This is a genomic window from Paraconexibacter sp. AEG42_29, from assembly GCF_040581415.1.
GTDB lineage: Bacteria > Actinomycetota > Thermoleophilia > Solirubrobacterales > Solirubrobacteraceae > Paraconexibacter.
In genome coordinates this window covers 1,800,383-1,816,906 of the sequence record NZ_CP114014.1, presented here as the reverse complement: position 1 = coordinate 1,816,906, position 16,524 = coordinate 1,800,383, and the positions used below count along the sequence as shown (strand labels likewise).

15 protein-coding genes are annotated in these 16,524 nt (G+C 72.4%); 6 read left to right on the top strand and 9 right to left on the bottom strand.

Annotated features, from left to right (window positions below; all coding sequences use genetic code 11):
• Positions 1-3 precede the first annotated feature (3 nt).
• The gene (locus DSM112329_RS08760; RefSeq protein WP_354701437.1) at positions 4-408 is read right to left on the bottom strand and encodes a hypothetical protein; all 405 of its coding nucleotides are present in this window, start codon (positions 406-408) and stop codon (positions 4-6) included.
• Between the two features lie 128 nt (positions 409-536).
• On the opposite strand from DSM112329_RS08760, the gene DSM112329_RS08755 reads away from it, so the two are divergent.
• The 5 genes from DSM112329_RS08755 (at position 537) to DSM112329_RS08735 (ending at position 4,186) form a co-directional block, all read left to right on the top strand.
• Positions 537-1,484, top strand: coding sequence for a VOC family protein (locus DSM112329_RS08755; protein ID WP_354701436.1), 948 nt, complete (start codon positions 537-539; stop codon positions 1,482-1,484).
• On the top strand, positions 1,481-2,140 hold the full coding sequence (locus tag DSM112329_RS08750) for a phospholipase (RefSeq protein WP_354701435.1): 660 nt from the start codon (positions 1,481-1,483) through the stop codon (positions 2,138-2,140). The genes DSM112329_RS08755 and DSM112329_RS08750 overlap by 4 nt, the downstream gene beginning before the upstream one ends.
• Positions 2,141-2,311: 171 nt before the next feature.
• Positions 2,312-2,815 carry a GNAT family N-acetyltransferase gene (locus DSM112329_RS08745; RefSeq protein ID WP_354701434.1) on the top strand — a complete coding sequence of 168 codons (504 nt, stop codon included), beginning with the start codon at positions 2,312-2,314 and terminating at the stop codon, positions 2,813-2,815.
• On the top strand, positions 2,812-3,267 hold the full coding sequence (locus DSM112329_RS08740; RefSeq protein ID WP_354701433.1) for an MmcQ/YjbR family DNA-binding protein: 456 nt from the start codon (positions 2,812-2,814) through the stop codon (positions 3,265-3,267). Before DSM112329_RS08745 ends, DSM112329_RS08740 begins: the two co-directional genes overlap by 4 nt.
• A gap of 58 nt (positions 3,268-3,325) precedes the next feature.
• Positions 3,326-4,186 (top strand): alpha/beta hydrolase, encoded by an 861-nt coding sequence (locus DSM112329_RS08735; protein ID WP_354701432.1) that lies wholly within the window; start codon positions 3,326-3,328, stop codon positions 4,184-4,186.
• A gap of 10 nt (positions 4,187-4,196) precedes the next feature.
• On the opposite strand, the gene gpmI is transcribed toward DSM112329_RS08735, so the two are convergent.
• From gpmI to uvrC, 8 genes are all read right to left on the bottom strand, one after another.
• Positions 4,197-5,681 carry a 2,3-bisphosphoglycerate-independent phosphoglycerate mutase gene (gpmI, locus tag DSM112329_RS08730; RefSeq protein WP_354701431.1) on the bottom strand — a complete coding sequence of 495 codons (1,485 nt, stop codon included), beginning with the start codon at positions 5,679-5,681 and terminating at the stop codon, positions 4,197-4,199.
• A 59-nt stretch (positions 5,682-5,740) separates the two neighbouring features.
• Positions 5,741-6,496 (bottom strand): triose-phosphate isomerase, encoded by a 756-nt coding sequence (gene tpiA / locus DSM112329_RS08725; protein ID WP_354701430.1) that lies wholly within the window; start codon positions 6,494-6,496, stop codon positions 5,741-5,743.
• Entirely contained in the window at positions 6,493-7,635 is a 1,143-nt protein-coding gene (locus DSM112329_RS08720) for a phosphoglycerate kinase (protein ID WP_354701429.1), read from the bottom strand. The genes tpiA and DSM112329_RS08720 overlap by 4 nt, the downstream gene beginning before the upstream one ends.
• A 44-nt stretch (positions 7,636-7,679) precedes the next feature.
• Positions 7,680-8,678 (bottom strand): type I glyceraldehyde-3-phosphate dehydrogenase, encoded by a 999-nt coding sequence (gene gap, locus DSM112329_RS08715; protein WP_354701428.1) that lies wholly within the window; start codon positions 8,676-8,678, stop codon positions 7,680-7,682.
• A gap of 91 nt (positions 8,679-8,769) precedes the next feature.
• A complete protein-coding gene (locus tag DSM112329_RS08710; protein WP_354701427.1) occupies positions 8,770-9,135 on the bottom strand; it encodes a VOC family protein in 366 nt (121 codons plus the stop codon).
• A gap of 37 nt (positions 9,136-9,172) precedes the next feature.
• Positions 9,173-10,096 carry an RNase adapter RapZ gene (gene rapZ, locus DSM112329_RS08705; RefSeq protein WP_354701426.1) on the bottom strand — a complete coding sequence of 308 codons (924 nt, stop codon included), beginning with the start codon at positions 10,094-10,096 and terminating at the stop codon, positions 9,173-9,175.
• Positions 10,097-10,285: 189 nt separating this feature from the next.
• Positions 10,286-12,148: a thrombospondin type 3 repeat-containing protein gene (locus DSM112329_RS08700; protein ID WP_354701425.1), complete on the bottom strand. Its 1,863-nt coding sequence runs from the start codon at positions 12,146-12,148 to the stop codon at positions 10,286-10,288.
• Between the two features lie 121 nt (positions 12,149-12,269).
• Entirely contained in the window at positions 12,270-14,159 is a 1,890-nt protein-coding gene (gene uvrC / locus DSM112329_RS08695) for an excinuclease ABC subunit UvrC (RefSeq protein ID WP_354701424.1), read from the bottom strand.
• 55 nt (positions 14,160-14,214) lie between these two features.
• Here uvrC and DSM112329_RS08690 point away from each other — a divergent pair, with 55 nt between their 5' ends.
• Entirely contained in the window at positions 14,215-16,506 is a 2,292-nt protein-coding gene (locus DSM112329_RS08690; RefSeq protein ID WP_354701423.1) for a molybdopterin-dependent oxidoreductase, read from the top strand.
• Positions 16,507-16,524 lie beyond the last annotated feature (18 nt).

Below are 16,524 nucleotides of genomic sequence, written 5' to 3'. Positions count from 1 at the left end.
GCGTCAGTGGCCACCCGGGGGCTTCGTCCCGCCGGGATGCTTCGGACGGCGCAGGCGGTCGCGCTCCTCCTGCTTCTCGACCACGGTGAGGATCAGCTTCAGGTACTGCTCGACGCCCGTCGCCTTGGCCTTGCCGTCGTGGAACGCCTCGCGCCAGTCGGCGACCCGCGCGCCGTGCTCGACCATCAGGTTGAAGAACTCGCGCCGCATCGCGACGCGGATCCGCGCGTCCGCCCCGATGTCCTTGGTCACGGTCAGCTCCGGCAGCTGCAGGCGGAACTGCTGCAGGTCCGACCGCCCGCCCGTCAGGTCGAACGCGACGACGACCTTCATCGGCTTCAGCGCCGGCACCTCCTCCAGGAAGGTCTTGGCCGCCGTCTCGATGAGCTGCTTCGCGTCGCCTGACATGGCGCGCAGCCTATCCGTCCGGCGTCCGGAGACCCGCGCCGGCGCCGGTGCACTGCTTGCAATCGGACTCCGGTCCGGTATAGTTGTGCATGCAACTACTTTGCAGCGACGACGAAACGGAGCGGACCATGACCCCCACCAGCCTGACCCTCGAGGGCCTGCACCACATCACGGCGATCACGGCCGACGCACCCCGGAACGTCGACTTCTACGCTCGGGTCTTCGGGCTGCGCCTCGTCAAGAAGACGGTGAACTTCGACCAGCCGGACGTCTACCACCTGTACTACGGCGACGAGCATGGCAAGCCCGGCTCGATCCTCACGTTCTTCGAGTTCCCGAACGCCGCTGGCGGAACCGCCGGCGACGGCATGGTGCACACGATCCAGTGGCGCGTCGCCTCGACCGCCGCGCTCGAGTTCTGGGCTGCGCGCCTGGCTGCGAACGAGGTCGCCACCCGCTTCGCGGACGACGGCTCGCTGCGCTTCGACGATCCTGAGGGCCTCACGCACGAGCTCGTCGTCACCGGCGACATCGCCGACACGCCGCTCGTCGCCGCCGCCGACGACATCCCGGCCGAGCACGCCCTGCAGGGCTTCCACGGGGTCCGCGCGTACGCGTCCCGGCCGCAGGCGAGCGCCGACGTCCTCACCCACCTGGGCTTGACGAGCGACGACGGCACGACCTGGGCGGCCCAAGGCGCCGACCGGCAGGGCGCGATCACCTACGAGGCGCCGGCGGGCGGCCGCGGACGGCCGGGCGCGGGCACCATCCACCACATCGCCTGGAGCGCCGCCGACGACTTCGAGCTCGACGCGTTCCGCAAGGAGGCGGCATCGGGCGGCGCCCACCCCACGGGTATCATCGACCGCCAGTACTTCCACTCGGTCTACTTCCGTGAGCCGAGCGGGATCCTGTTCGAGCTCGCCTCGCGGGACATCGGCTTCGACATCGACGAGCCGGGTGCGACGCTCGGCAGCGAGCTGAAGCTCCCGCCGCAGTACGAGTCCCGCCGGGCGACCATCGCCGCGCAGCTCACGCCGATCGTCAACCCGCGTCAGGCGCCGGTGGCCTCATGAGCGCGCTGGTGCACCGGATCCGCGAGCCGCGGAACTCGGACCCCGCGCACCCCGCCGGGACCCTCGTCCTCCTGCACGGCCGCGGCGCGGACGAGAACGACCTCTTCGGGTTGTTCGACGTCCTGGACCCGGCCGGGCGCCTGCGCGGCGTCACCGTCGGCGGGCCGCTGACGGACATTCCCCCGGGCGGCCGCCACTGGTACATCGTGCCGCGCGTCGGCTTCCCCGAGCCCCGGACGTTCGCCGCGTCCTACGCCGCTCTCGGCAGCCTGCTCGACGACGAGCTCGGCCTGGACTGGAGCCGCACGGTCGTCGGCGGCTTCTCGCAGGGCACGGTCATGTCCTACTCCCTCGGGCTTGGCGCCGGAAGGCCGGCGCCGGCGGGGGTGCTGGCGTTCAGCGGGTTCATCCCGACCGTCGACGGCTGGACGCCGGACCTCGGGACACGTCCTGGCCTGCCGGTCTTCCTGGCCCACGGGACCAACGACCCGATCATGGGCCCGCAGTTCGCCCGCGACGCCAGGGAGCTGCTGACGGCGGGCGGGGCCGACGTCGAATACCACGAGACCGCGGCCGCGCACCACATCGACCCGCGGGTGATCCCGGAGGCGCAGCGCTGGCTGGCGCAGACCCTCGCGCCGGCACCGGTGGCCTGACCCGGACCCCGGACCCGTGTCCGATGACGCTGCTCGATGTGCCACCGCACGCCACCCGCGCACGTGTGGCACATCGACACGCCCGCGGACGAAGCCGGCTGACAAGACCGCACCGCGGCGGGCGCTGTCGCTCGGCGCGACGCCGACGGCGGAATATGGTGTTCACCGCCCATGCCTGCCGACCGTGCACCGCTCCTGCTCCGCCCGGCGACCGAAGACGACGCCGAGGCGATCGCCCTGATCTGGTCGGCCGGCTGGCACGACGGTCACGCCGGCCACGTCCCCCCGGAGCTCCACGACCACCGCGGCCTCGACACGTTCCGCGACAGGGTGCCCCCACGGCTCGCGACCACCACGGTCGCGGTCGTCGAAGGCGAGGTCGCCGGGTTCGCGACGCTGCACGCCGACGAGCTCGAGCAGCTGTACGTCGCGACTGCCCACCGCGGCCACGGCGCCGCCGGCGCGCTCATCGCCCACGCCGAGGCGACCATCGGCGCCGAGCATCCCGCCGCCTGGCTCGCGGTCGTCGCCGGCAACGCGCGGGCCCGCCGGTTCTACGAGCGCAGCGGCTGGGAGGACGGCGGGCCGCTGGCCTACGCGGCGGAGACCGCGGCCGGGCCGTTCACCGTCCCCTGCCGGCGCTACGTCAAGCGGCTCGCGCCCACGGGGACGTGACCCCCGAGACGGCTCCCGAGGTCCCGCCCGCCGTGGTCGCACGCCTGCGCGCGATCTGCCTCGCCCTGCCCGAGGCCCACGAGCAGCCGGCCTGGGTCGGGACCCGCTGGCGCATCCGGACGCGGACCTTCGCCCACGTCCTCCCGGTCGACGAGGGCCGTCCGCCGGTGTTCGCCCGGGCCGCGGGAACGGACGGGCGGGCCGACCTGCTCACGTTCCGCGCGGCGGGTCAGGAGCTCGAGGTGCTGCGGGCGATCGGCCACCCGTTCTTCGCCCCGCCCTGGCCGGCGGACAGCGTCGGCCTGATCCTCGGCGACGGGACCGACTGGACGGAGGTCGCCGAGCTGCTGACCGAGAGCTACCGCGCGCTGGCGCCCAAGCGGCTGGCGGAGTCGGTCGACGGCCCGCCGCCGGTCCGTCCCCCGCCCCCCGCGGCGCCGAGTGATAGCTGACGCACACCCGTCCGCGTGTCAGCTATCACTCGGCGCGGCTGCGGGCATGAAGCATGGCGTGAATCGCGTCACGACCGTCGTCCCCAACAGCGGCACGCCCCTGCACAGCGAGGCGTTCGGAACCCCCGGCGATCCGCCGCTGCTGCTGATCATGGGCCAGATGGCGTCGATGCTGTGGTGGCCGGAGGGACTCTGCGAGCGCCTCGCCGCCGGCGGCCGGTACGTCATCCGGTACGACCAGCGCGACACCGGGCTGTCGGGTGGCGACGAGCCCGGGCACCCCAGCTACTCGGCGGCGGACCTGGTCGCCGACGCGGCCGCGGTCCTCGACGGTCACGGGATCGACCGCGCGCACGTCGTCGGGATGTCGATGGGCGGCATCGTCGCGCAGATGCTCGCGCTCACCGGACCGGACCGGGTCGCGACGCTCACCGTCATCAGCACGACCTCGATCACCCGGCCGCCGGTGCACGAGCTCCCGGACCCCACCCCCGCCTACCTCGAGCAGGCGCAGCAGGGCGGCGAGACGGACTGGTCCGACACGGGGCAGATCCGCGACGCGATCCTCGCCGACTGCGCCGCGCTCGCCGGCACGCGGCACCCGCACGACGCCGAGGCGGCCCGGGCCCTGGTCACCGCGGACCTCGAACGGGCCGTGCGGCCCGCGAGCCTCATCAACCACACGCTGCTCGGGGACGGGAACGACGACGGGCCGCCGCCGAAGCTGACTTCGCTGACCGTCCCCGCCCTGGTCGTGCACGGCGACGCGGACCCGCTGTTCCCGATCGAGCACGGCGAGGCGCTCGCAGCGGAGATGCCCGGCGCCCGCCTCGAGCGGATCGCCGGTGGCGGCCACGAGCTGCACCCCGGCGACTGGAACCAGATCGCGGGGGCGATCCTCGCCCACAGCGCGGCCTAACGAGGACCGCCTACCCCAGCAGCGAGACGCCCGTCATCTCCGCCGGCTGCGCGATCCCGAGCAGCTCCAGCACGGTCGGCGCGACGTCCGCCAGGACGCCTCCGCTGCGCAGCGGCGCGACGTCCTCGTCGGTGACGATCAGCGGGACCGGGTTCAGCGAGTGCGCCGTGTTCGGCGACCCGTCCGGCTCGAGCATGTTGTCCGCGTTGCCGTGGTCGGCGGTGATGATCAGCACCCCGCCCGACCGCTGGACGGACAGCACGATGTCCCCCAGACAGCGGTCCACCGTCTCGATCGCCTCGACCGCCGCCGGGATGACGCCCGTGTGCCCCACCATGTCGGCGTTCGCGAAGTTGATGACGCCGAACTGCGGCGAGTCCTGCCCCCAGGCGGCCAGGAACGCGTCGGCCGCACCCCGGGCGCTCATCTCCGGCTTGAGGTCGTAGGTGGCGACGTCCCGCGGCGACGGGACGACCTCACGGCGCTCCCCCTCGTACGGCTGCTCCTCGCCGCCGTTGAAGAAGTAGGTCACATGCGGGTACTTCTCGGTCTCCGCGGCGTGCACCTGTCGGCCGCCGCCGGCCGCAATCACCTGCGCCAGCGTGACGGCCGGCCGCTCGGGGCCGAACGCGACGGGCCAGTCCCAGGTCTCGTCGTACTCGGTCAGCGACGTGTACCGCGCCACCTTGGGCGCGAGCGCTGCGGTGATCTGGCGCATGCGGTCCGGCCGGAAGTTGAAGGCCAGGACCGAGTCCTGCGGCCGCACCCGCGACTCGCCGCCGACCACCGTCGCCGCCACGAACTCATCCGTCTCGTCGCGGTCGTAGGCCTGCTGGACCGCGTCCGCCCCGTCGTCCGCGACGTACGCGCCGGTGCCGTCCACGAGCAGATCGACCGCCATCCCCGTCCGCTCGGCGCGCTGGTCGCGGTCCATCCCGTAGTAGCGGCCGATGACGGTGCCGACGCGGGCGTCGGTCCCCGGGGCCAGCGCAGCGCACCACGCGTCGACCTCCCCCACGAACCCGGCGCCCGCCTTCGGCAGCGTGTCGCGGCCGTCGGTGAACGCGTGCACGACCAGCTCCTTCACGCCGAGTTCCCCGCCGAGCTCGATGAGCGCCTTCAGGTGCTGATCGGAGGAGTGCACGCCGCCGTCGGAGACGAGCCCCATCAGGTGCACCCGCTCGAAGCCCTCGAACGCCGCGCGCAGCGTGGGGTTCGATGCGAGCGTGCCGTCGGCGACCGCGTCGTCGATCCGCGTCAGGTCCTGCCGGACGACCGCGCCCGCGCCGAGGTTCAGGTGACCGACCTCGGAGTTGCCCATCTGCCCGTCCGGCAGGCCGACCGCACGACCGCACGCCGTGAGCTGCGTGTGCGGGTACCGGTCCCACAGCTCGTCGAAGATCGGCGTGTGGGCCAGGGAGACGGCGTTCCCCGGACCATCCGGCGCCAGCCCCCAGCCGTCGAGGATGACGAGGCAGACGCTCGGATGGCTCATGGTGTTGCTCCTGGTTTCTTGCGCGGGTGGTACGGGCGAGCGGGTGCTACGGGGTGCGCCTACGCAGCAGCGTCGACGATGTCGCCGAACGAGTCCGGGTCCAGGGACGCGCCGCCGACGAGGGCGCCGTCGACGTCCTCGAGCGCCAGCAGCTCCTTGGCGTTCTCGCCCTTGACCGAGCCGCCGTAGAGCACCCGGACCTGCTCGGCCGCGTCCTTCGAGAAGTGCGCGACGAGGGCACGGCAGAACGCGCACGCATCCTGGGCCTGCTGCGGCGACGCGGTCAGGCCGGTGCCGATCGCCCAGATGGGCTCGTACGCGACGACGACCTCGTGCAGGCGGTCCTTCGGGACCTTCTCCAGGCCCTCGAGGATCTGATGACGCAGCTTGCGCTCGGTGTCGCCGCGCTCGCGCTCGTCCTCGGTCTCGCCGCAGCACAGGATCGGCGTCAGGCCGGCCTCCAGGGCGGCGGGCACCTTCTGCTGCAGCGCCTCGTCGGTCTCGCCGAAGAACTGGCGGCGCTCGGAGTGGCCGAGGACCACGCCGCCGACCTCGAGCTCGGTGAGCATCGACGCGCTGACCTCGCCGGTGTAGGCACCGTGCGACGCGTAGTGCATGTTCTGGGCGTAGACGCCGACGCGGGACCCGCGCGTGGAGTCGACCATGGCCGTGAGCGCGGTGTACGGGACGCAGATCGCCACGTCGACGGCGTCCGCCGCGTAGACGCGCGGCAGGAGACCCTGGATGAACTCCTCGGCCTCCTCGACCGTCTTGTGCATCTTCCAGTTGCCGGCAATGAAAGGGGTACGGCTCATGAGAGGACCTCGACTCCGGGAAGGCGTTTGCCTTCGATGAGCTCCAGGGAGGCGCCGCCGCCCGTGGAGAGATGGGTGACCTGGGACTCCAGGCCGAACTGCGTCAGTGCCGCCGCGCTGTCGCCGCCGCCGACCACTGTGGTGGCCTGCGTCCGCGCCATGGCCTCGGCCACCGCCCTGGTACCCGGCTCGAACGGCGCGAGCTCGAACGCGCCCATCGGGCCGTTCCAGAAGACCGATCCCGCCGACTCGACGATCCCGGCGTACTCCGCCGCGGTCTTCGGGCCGACGTCCAGTCCCATCCAGCCGTCCGGCGTCTCGACGCCGTCGACGTGCTGCGTCTCCGTGTCGGCCGCGAACGACCGGCCGAGGGTGAGGTCGGTCGGCAGGCGCAGCTGCCCGGGCTTGGCGTTCGCGAGGACCTCGCGGGCCGGCTCGATGCCTGCCTCCTCGCACAGCGAGGATCCCACGCCGATGCCCTGCGCGGCGAAGAACGGGAAGCACATCGCGCCGCCGATGAGCACCGTGTCGGCGCGCTCGAGGAAGGCCTGCAGGACACCGATCTTGTCGGTGACCTTGGAGCCGCCGACGATCGCGACCAGGGGACGGCCGGGGTTCGCGAGGATGCCGGTGAGGGTCTCCACCTCGCGCTGCAGCAGCAGCCCGGCCCCGGACGGGAGCAGCTTCGCGATGCCGTGGTTCGACGCGTGAGCGCGATGGGCGGCACCGAACGCGTCGTTGACGAAGACGTCGCCGAGCGCGGCGTAGCGGGCGGCCAGGTCCGCGTCGTCCTTCGTCTCGCCCGCGAAGTAGCGGACGTTCTCGACCATGACGACGGGGCCGTCCCCGAGCTCGTCGCGCTCCGGCTCGTCCGCCAGCGGCACGTCCCGGCCGAGCAGCTCGCCCAGGCGCGCGGCGACCGGGGCCAGCGAGAACTCGGGCTCGCGGGCCTTCGGCCGGCCGAGGTGCGCCAGCAGGATGACCTGTGCGGCGCCGCGCTCTTTCAGCGCCGCCAGGGTCGGGAGCGCCGCCCGGATGCGGGTGTCGTCCGTGATGTCGCTGCCGTCCAGGGGGACGTTGAAGTCCACCCGGACGACGACACGTGCGCCGTCCAGCTCCAGGTCGTCGAGGGTCCGCATCCGTTCGTCCTAACTCGTTTGTCCGGCGCCGCGCCGTGAGGCCCTCAGAGGACCTGCTGGACCAGGTCGACGACGCGGTTCGAGTAGCCCCACTCGTTGTCGTACCAGGAGACGACCTTGACCATGCGGCCGTCCATCGCGACCGTCAGCTGCGAGTCGAAGATCGAGCTGTGCGGGTCGGTGACGATGTCCGAGGAGACGATCGGGTCGGTCGTGTAGGCGAGGATCCCGTTCATGGGGCCGTCGGCGGCGGCCTTGACCGCGGCGTTGACCTCCTCGACCGTCGTGTCCTTCGCCGTGCGGATGGTCAGGTCGACGACCGAGCCGGTCGGGACGGGGGCGCGCACCGCGAAGCCGGACAGCTTGCCGTTGAGCTCGGGGAGCACGAGGCCGACGGCCTTCGCGGCACCGGTCGAGGCCGGGATCAGGTTCGTCGCGGCCGAGCGGGCGCGACGCAGGTCGCTGTGCGGCGCGTCGAGCAGGCGCTGGTCGCCGGTGTACGCGTGGATCGTCGTCATCAGGCCGTGCTCGATGCCGACCGCGTCGTTGATCGCCTTGGCGAACGGCGCGAGGCAGTTCGTCGTGCACGACGCGTTGGAGATGATGTGGTGCTTCTCCTTGTCGTACTGGTCGAAGTTCACGCCGAGGACGACCGTGATGTCCTCGCCCGACGCGGGCGCCGAGATGATGACCTTCTGGACCGAGCCGCCGAGGTGGGCCTTGGCCGCCTCCGCCTTGGTGAAGAAGCCGGTCGACTCGATGACGATGTCGGCGCCGACGCTGTTCCAGTCGATGTTCGCCGGGTCCTTCTCCTCGAAGACGCGGATCTCCGTGCCGTCGATCACGATGCCGGCGTCCGAGGACTCGACGGTGCCCGGGTACGGCCCGAGGATCGAGTCGTACTTGACGAGGTGCGCAAGCGTGGCGTTGTCGGTCAGGTCGTTGAACGCAACGAACTCGATGTCGGCGCCGGCCTTCTTGGCGGCGCGGAAGACGTTGCGGCCGATGCGGCCGAAGCCGTTGATGCCGACGCGTACGGACATGTGATCGGACCTTCCTGGAGGGGTGGGATCGTGAGCAGGAGCCCCGCGCAGCAAGACGACCCGGGCGCTCTGAAGTGGCCCCGGAGCCTACTCAATGCGCCCCCGAGACGACCTCCACGCGGAGCCCGTCCGGGTCGCACAGGTAAGCGGCGTAGTAGCGCGGCCCGTACTGGGGCCGTGGACCGGGCGGGCCGTCGTCCGATCCGCCCGCCTCCAGTCCCGCCAGGTACGCAGCGTCGACCGCGGCCTTGCCGGCAGCGGTCAGCGCGATGTGGCCGTAGCCCGGCAACGGCGTCCGGCCGCGCTCGACGATCCACAGCGCGGCGCTCGTGCGACCGTAGGCGATCGCCGCCGGCGACTCGTGCATGCGCCGCCCGCCGATGCGGTGCATGACGGCGTCGTAGAAGACAGCGGAGCGCGCGAGGTCAGAGACCTCGAAGCCGACGTGGTCGAACATAGGCGGGGGATCGTCCCGCGCGCCCCGGACGTCCCGACTAGGGCTTCGCCCTGCCTGCGTCCCTGTGCGTGACCTCCACCACCAGGTCCTCCCGCCCGCCGTACCGGGACGCGAGGTGCTCGCTGACCGCCACCGAGCGATGCCGGCCGCCGGTGCAGCCGACGGCGACCACCAGGTGCGACTTGCCCTCGGCCTGGTACTGGGGCAGCAGGAAGTCGAGCAGCGGGATCAGCCGGTCGTAGAAGTCCGACAGGTGGCCGTCGCGCGCGACGTAGTCGACGACCTGCGCGTCGCGACCCGTCAGCAGTCGCAGCTCGGGCACGTAGTACGGGTTCGGCAGGAAGCGGACGTCGAAGGCGAGGTCGGCGTCCCGCGGCGGGCCGTGCTTGAAGCCGAAGGACTGGAAGGTCACGGCGAGCCGCCCGGCGTTGGCGCGCGGCAGGTACTCGGCGGCGATCCGGCGCCGGAGGTCCGCGGCGCTCAGGCCCGTGGTGTCCACGACGAAGTCCGCCCGTGCCTTCAGCGGCTCCAGCGCCGCCTGCTCTGCGGCGATTCCCGTGGCGATCGACGACGTCGGCGCCAGTGGATGCCGGCGCCGCGTCTCCTTGTAGCGGTTCATCAGCGTCTGCTCGTCGGCGTCCAGGAAGAGGACCCGGTGCGCGACCTGGAGCGTCGTCAGCCCGTCCACGACCGCGCTGAGTGCGTCGAAGAACTCGCCGCCCCGGACGTCCGAGACCACCGCCGCGTGCTCGACCTTGGAGCCCTCGTGCATGAACAGGTCGACCAGCCCGCGGATCATCTCCGGCGGCAGGTTGTCGACGCAGAAGTAGCCCGCGTCCTCGAAGACGTTCATGGCGGTCGACTTGCCGGCGCCGCTGAATCCCGTGATCACCACGAGGTCCTGCAGCCGCGAGGGCGCGGCGGCGGGTGCGACGGGCTCGTCCGCTCCGGCTGGGGCCATCGGCCCATGATGACGTGCGCGCTGCAGGCAGTGCGCACCGCGATCGGGTCGACAACGCCTAAGAGAACGCTTATGTTGTCCGCAGCGGGGCTCCGGTGAGGTCGCCGCGGCGCGTCGAGCGAGAGCGACGCGCCGCGCGCCACCGCGCCGACCGGCCGCAGCGACCTTCGGGCGGGCCGCCGACCGCAGTCAGCGACGGAGCGTGACCGTCTGGACCTGGGTGCCGGCTGTCGTGACGAGCGTCACCTGCGCCGTCCGTGCACGCCGCACCCGCTGCGCCTGGCCCGGCAGGACCCGGAGGACGACGCGGCTCGTGCCCTTGGCCGCGCGTATGACGACGCCGCGGGCGGACACGACGCTCGAGCCCGCGGCGCGCAGCGTGATGCGCCCAGTGCAGGCCTGCGCGCACGTGGCCGTCACGAGAACCGCGCGGCCCGTCCGCGACAGCGACGCGGCGCTGCGCAGCCGCAGCGAGCGGAGCACCGTCGTCGTGCCGGCGCGACCGGTCCGGTCACCCAGGCACAGGAGGCCGAGGTCGGCGTGCAGCCCGCCGCCCGTAGGGTTGAAGACCTGGAAGACCCGGGTCTTGGGTTGCGGGTCGAAGCCGGTCAGTAGCAGTCCGGGGGCCAGCGCATAGGTCGCGACGATGCCCTTCGCATCGTCCGCGCACACGACCTGGCCGGACGCCGTCTGCCCGGGCGCGGCGTCGATGCCGCCGGTGCGCGTCGAGAGCGCCAGCGCCCGCGAGCCCGCGCCACTGCCGAGCGTGGCGCTGAGGCAGCGGACGCTGCCGACGACCGTTGCCGGGGCAGGGTCCCCCACCCACGTGAGCTCGATGGTGCGGTAGCGCTGCGCGGGCGTCCCCACCGCGCCCTGGTCGGCGACGTAGGCGACGCCGATCAGGCGGGCGACGCCGCTGCTCGCGACGAAGCCAGGCGCGATCGCGATCTGGCCGTTCGCGCACGACAGGCGAGCGGTCTGCGGGCCGGGACCGACCGACGTGGGCGGTGTCGCGAGCGGCGCGCCGACCACGAGCGGCGTGCCCGCGGAGGTCGCGGCCGGGAGGCAGACGGCGGTCAGCTTCACCTGCGCGCGGCCACTGGCGGTGTTGCGGATGGTGAACGTGAACGTCCCGGGCGCGGTCGAGCGCTGCTCGAGGACCTGCACGGAGGCCGGGGTACCGGTGCCCTGGTCCACGGCGTCGACGCGAACCGTGGCGTCCGACATGATCCCGCCGGCAGGGCAGCTGAGGGTGGCGGTGCGCGTCTCGCCCGCTTCGAGGGCGAGCGCGTCCTCGGCCTTGGCGACCGTCACCTGGTCGCCGTCGGGGTCGCCGCCGGTGCCGGCCGTCCCGGTCGCGGCGCGCGCCGGGTCGAGCGGGAACGCGTCGTTCGCGTTGAGGACGAAGTCGCCATCGATGTCGTCGTCGCAGGCGTCGCCGAACGCGTCGCCGTCGAGGTTGGCCTGGCCGGCGTTGGGGACGGCGGGGCAGTTGTCGACCGGGTCGACGACCCCGTCCAGGTCCGTGTCGGCGTCGTAGGTCGCCACGGCCCGGTAGAGGAGGCCGGTCGGGCCGCCGCCGTTCGTGACGTCGAAGCGCAGCGCGTTGGCGCCGACGATGGCCGGCCGCGTAACGGTCTGGACGCCGCCGGCAGCGAAGTTGCCGGCGCAGGGGCCGCTTGCGGCGCCGTTGACGCTGACGCTGGAGCAGTCGTCGCCGTACCACGTGATCGCGATCGAGCCGTTCTGCGCTCCGGGCGGCAACGTCAGGGTCGCCCGGTAGACGTAGGGCCCGGCCGGACCGTCCTGCGCGGACCGGTAGCCGATCCACGACGAGCCGCCGAGCGAAGCCCAAGCCGGGTGCGCCGGGATGACGTTCGCCGCGCCCGCCGGGCCCCCGGCGAAGGCAACGGTCGTCGGCGTGGCACCACTCGAGGCGGTGACCGACGCCGCCTGCGCCGTCGGCGCGGCGAACGACGCGAGGACTGCGGCGGCGAGGACCAGGCCGGCACGACGGACTGCGACAAGCGGAGGCACACCACGTCGGGACATACCCGCGAGCATACCGTGATACCTAGAATTTCGACCAAATACTTTTCATGCTCAAATGCTCCGCGCGGCGTCAGTCGCCGGACCGAGCGGAGACAGCGACGACGCGGCGCTCCGCGCGGCGTCAGTCGCCGGTCCGGTGCAGGAACGTGTAGACCTCGCGCGCGGTCTTGCCCGGCAGCCCCGGCACGCTCTCCAGCTGGTCCCGCGTCGCCGAGAGCACCGCCTCCGGCGACCCGAAGTGCTTCAGCAGGACCCGTTTGCGCGCCGGGCCGACCCCCGGCAGCGAATCGAGCGCCGACGTCAGCATCGCGCCGTCGCGGCGGATGCGGTGGTGGCTGATGGCGAACCGGTGCGCCTCGTCGCGCACCCGTTGCAGCAGCTGGAGCTCGGGGGTCTCGTGGCCGAGGACGATCGGGGCCCGCCGGCTCGGGACGAAGACCTCCTCGATGCGCTTGGCGAGCGAGATGATCGTCACCCCCTTCTCCTGCCAGCCGTCGAGCGCGCGCATGCCGGCAGCGAGCTGACCCGGACCGCCGTCGATGACCACGACGTTCGGCAGCGTCGCGAACGACTCGTTGCGGTTCGGGTCGTGCGGGCTGAGGTCCTGCTGCGCCTCCCACTGCTTCAGGCGGCGCGACAGCACCTCCTCCATCGACGCGAAGTCGTCCGGCACGCCCTCGGTCCCGCCGCGGATGGTGAACCGCCGGTAGTCGGACTTCTTCGGCGCGCCGCCCTCGAACACGACCATCGACGCGACGGTGTGCGTCCCCATCAGGTTCGAGATGTCGAAGCACTCGACCCGCAGCGGCAGCACGTCCATCCCGAGTGCCTCCTGCAGCCCGTCCAGCGCCTCGACCCGCTGCTGCCGCTTGCGCTCGCTCTTCAGCTTCTCCTGGTCGAGCGCGAGCTGAGCGTTGCGCTCGGCCAGGTCCAGCAGCCGCCGCTTGTCCCCCCGCTCCGCCAGCCGGACCTCGACCTTGGCCCCGCGCCGCTCGCTCAACGCGCCCGCCGTCGCGACCGCGTCCTCGAAGCCCGCCTGGACCACGATCTGCGGCGGGATCGCGATCGCCCCCGCGTAGTACTGCAGGACGAACTCGCGCGCGACCTCGCCGATCGGCGACTCGGTCAGGTTCTCGAGGTAGAACGACTGCCGGTCGCTCAGCACCCCGTCCCGGACCTGGAAGACCTGCGCGTTGGCGTCCGTCCCCTCGACCGCGATCGCGACGCAGTCGACCGTCCCCACCGACTCGTTCGCGACCCGCTGGCGCTCGAGCAGGGACCGCACCGCGCGCAGCCGGTTGTGCTCGACCGCGGCCTGCTCGTACTCCTGGACGGCGGAGGCGTCGCGCATCCGCTGCTCGAGCTCCCGCTCGATGTCGCGGTAGCGCCCGGACAGGAAGCGGACGACCCCGTCGATCCCCTCGCGGTACTCGGCCTTGCTGACGTAGTCGACGCACGGCGCGCCGCAGCGCTTGATGTGGAAGTCCAGGCAGGGCGACCCGCTGCGACGGCCCGGCTCGGCGCCGGTGCAGGAGCGGATCATGAAGACCTTGCCGAGCGTGTCGAGGGTGGACCGCACCCGCTTCGCGTTCGAGTAGGGCCCGAAGTAGAGCCGGCTCTTGCGGTGTCGCTCGCGCGTGAAGTAGACGCGGGGGTAGTCCTCGTCCATCGAGATCGCGATGTACGGGTAGGACTTGTCGTCCCGCAGGCGGATGTTGAACCGCGGGCGGTACTGCTTGATGAACCCCTGCTCGGTCAGCAGCGCCTCGGTCTCGGACGACACGAGGACGAACTCGACGCTGTCGATCACCGAGGTCATCTCGACGGCGCCCCGGGTGACCGGGTTCGAGAAGTGCGACCCGACCCGCTTGCGGATCGAGATCGCCTTGCCGACGTAGATGACCTTGCCCTTCTCGTCCCGGAACAGGTAGACGCCCGGACCGTCGGGGAGCTGCTTGCGCTGCGCGGCCAGCCGCGACCTGCGGCTGTCTGTCTGACCATCGGGACTCACCGCGATCGAGGATAGAGACGCGGTCAGGCGTTCCCGCGCCCCGTAGACTCCCGTCATGCCCGACTCGGTGAGCGTCAGGACCTGTCCGCTGTGCGAAGCCACGTGCGGACTGGAGGTCACGGTGGAGGACGACCGCGTCACCCGGATCCAGGGCGACGCCGACGACGTCTTCTCGGCGGGCTTCATCTGCCCGAAGGGTGGCTCGCTCGCCGCGCTCCACGACGACCCGGACCGGTTGCGGGTGCCGCTCGTCAAGCAGTCCGACGGGACGTTCGCGGAGGCGACGTGGGACGAGGCGTTCGCGGTGATCGAGCGCCGCCTGCCCCCGATCCAGGCCGAGCACGGGCGGGACAGCGTCGCGGCCTACCTCGGCAACCCGAGCGCGCACAACCTGTCGCAGATGCTCTACGGCCGGGTCCTGCTGAAGGCGCTGGGGACGAAGAACATCACCTCGGCGTCGACGGTCGACCAGTACCCCAAGCAGCTCGCGTCCGGGCTGATGTTCGGGACGGCCGTCAGCGTCCCGATCCCGGACCTCGACCGGACCGACCACCTGCTGATCCTGGGCGCGAACCCCCTCGCCTCCAACGGCTCGCTGATGACGGCGCCGAACGTCCGGGGCCGCCTGCGCGCCATCCAGGAGCGCGGCGGCAAGGTCGTCGTCGTCGACCCGCGGCGCACCCGGACCGCCCAGGTCGCCGACGAGCACGTCTTCATCCGCCCCGGAACCGACAGCCTGCTGCTGTTCGCGATGGTGCACGTGCTGTTCGCCGAGTCCCTGGTCGCCCCGGGCGCGCAGGTCGACGGCCTGCTCGACGGCCTCGACGAGCTGCGCGAGCTGGCGGCGGGCTTCCCCCCGGCCGAGGTCGCCGCCGCCTGTGGCATCCCGGCGGACGTGATCGAGCGGATGGCGCGCGAGCTCGCGGCTGCTCAGGCCGCCGCCGTCTACGGCCGGATCGGCACGACGACGACGACCTTCGGGACGACTGCGTCGTGGCTGGTCGACGTGCTCAACGTCCTGACCGGGAACCTCGATCGCCCCGGCGGCGCGATGTTCACGACCCCGGCGACCGGCGGACCGAACCTCACCGGTGAGCCCGGCCGCGGCCGCGGGGTCGCCCCCGGGCGGTTCAGCTCGCGGGTCCGCGGGCTGCCCGAGGTCTTCGGCGAGCTCCCGGCCGCCGTGCTTGCGGAAGAGATCCAGACGCCCGGCGAGGGCCGGGTCCGTGCGCTGATCACGATGGCCGGCAACCCGATCGTCTCGACCCCGAACTCGAGCCGGCTTGCCGCCGCCTTCGACGAGCTCGAGTTCATGGTCAGCGTCGACATCTACCTCAACGAGACGACCCGGCACGCGGACGTGATCCTGCCGGTGCCCTCCCCGCTCGAACGCCCCCACTACGACGTCGCGCTTTACAGCTTCGCGATCCGCGACGTGGCCAACTACTCGCCGCCGCTGTTCGATCCGCCGGCGGGGATGCCGCACGAGTGGGAGACGCTGCTGCGGCTCGTCGGGGTGGTGACCGGGCAGGGCGCGGACGCGAGCGTTCCGGCGATCGACGCGTTCGTCGCGGGCGAGGCGGTCCGGCGCGCGATCGGCGCGACGGGCTCTGTCATCGCCGATCGGTCCGTCGACGAGATCCTGGCCGCGCTCGCGCCGCGGGTCGGCCCCGAGCGGCTGCTCGACCTGCTGCTCCGCACCGGTCCGTACGGCGACGGCTTCGGTGCGGGCGACGCACCGGGGACGCTGTCCCTCGCCGCGCTCGAGGCGGAGCCCCACGGGATCGACCTCGGCGCGCTGAAACCGCGGCTGCCCGAGGTGCTCCGGACGCCGACCGGCCGTATCGACCTGACACCGCCACTGCTCGTGGGTGACGTCGAGCGCCTGCACGTCCGGCTCGAGGAGTGGACGGTCGAGCGCGCCGACCCGGACCGGCCGCTGCGGCTGGTCGGGCGCCGCGACCTGCGGTCGAACAACTCGTGGATGCACAACCTCACGCCGCTGGTGAAGGGCAAGGAGCGCTGCACGGTCTGGGTGCACCCGGACGACGCCGACCGCCTGGAGCTCGTCGACGGCGGCAGTGCCCGCGTCACCGCCCGGACCGGCGCCATCGAGCTGCCGGTCCAGGTGACGGCCGACGTGATGCCGGGGGTCGTCTCGATCCCGCACGGCTGGGGCCACGACCTGCCGGGCATGGCGATGCAGGTCGCCGCCGCGCACGCGGGCGTCAACTCGAACATCCTGGCCGACGACCAGGAGCTCGAGCCGCTGAGCGGGACCGCGATCCTCAACGGGATCGCCGTGGCGCTGGAACCGGTCCGCGTGCCGGCGGCCGTCGCCGGCTGACGACGGCACGGGCGCGCC

Bases quoted from the DNA above. Each gene is read 5' to 3' on its own strand.
- DSM112329_RS08750 (WP_354701435.1), top strand. From the start codon at position 1,481: ATGAGCGCGCTGGTGCACCGGATCCGCGAGCCGCGGAACTCGGACCCC.
- DSM112329_RS08755 (WP_354701436.1), top strand. From the start codon at position 537: ATGACCCCCACCAGCCTGACCCTCGAGGGCCTGCACCACATCACGGCG.
- DSM112329_RS08720 (WP_354701429.1), bottom strand. From the start codon at position 7,635: ATGCGGACCCTCGACGACCTGGAGCTGGACGGCGCACGTGTCGTCGTC.
- gap (WP_354701428.1), bottom strand. From the start codon at position 8,678: ATGTCCGTACGCGTCGGCATCAACGGCTTCGGCCGCATCGGCCGCAAC.
- DSM112329_RS08700 (WP_354701425.1), bottom strand. From the start codon at position 12,148: ATGTCCCGACGTGGTGTGCCTCCGCTTGTCGCAGTCCGTCGTGCCGGC.
- tpiA (WP_354701430.1), bottom strand. From the start codon at position 6,496: ATGAGCCGTACCCCTTTCATTGCCGGCAACTGGAAGATGCACAAGACG.
- DSM112329_RS08760 (WP_354701437.1), bottom strand. From the start codon at position 408: ATGTCAGGCGACGCGAAGCAGCTCATCGAGACGGCGGCCAAGACCTTC.
- DSM112329_RS08745 (WP_354701434.1), top strand. From the start codon at position 2,312: ATGCCTGCCGACCGTGCACCGCTCCTGCTCCGCCCGGCGACCGAAGAC.
- DSM112329_RS08710 (WP_354701427.1), bottom strand. From the start codon at position 9,135: ATGTTCGACCACGTCGGCTTCGAGGTCTCTGACCTCGCGCGCTCCGCT.
- DSM112329_RS08690 (WP_354701423.1), top strand. From the start codon at position 14,215: ATGCCCGACTCGGTGAGCGTCAGGACCTGTCCGCTGTGCGAAGCCACG.
- rapZ (WP_354701426.1), bottom strand. From the start codon at position 10,096: ATGGCCCCAGCCGGAGCGGACGAGCCCGTCGCACCCGCCGCCGCGCCC.
- gpmI (WP_354701431.1), bottom strand. From the start codon at position 5,681: ATGAGCCATCCGAGCGTCTGCCTCGTCATCCTCGACGGCTGGGGGCTG.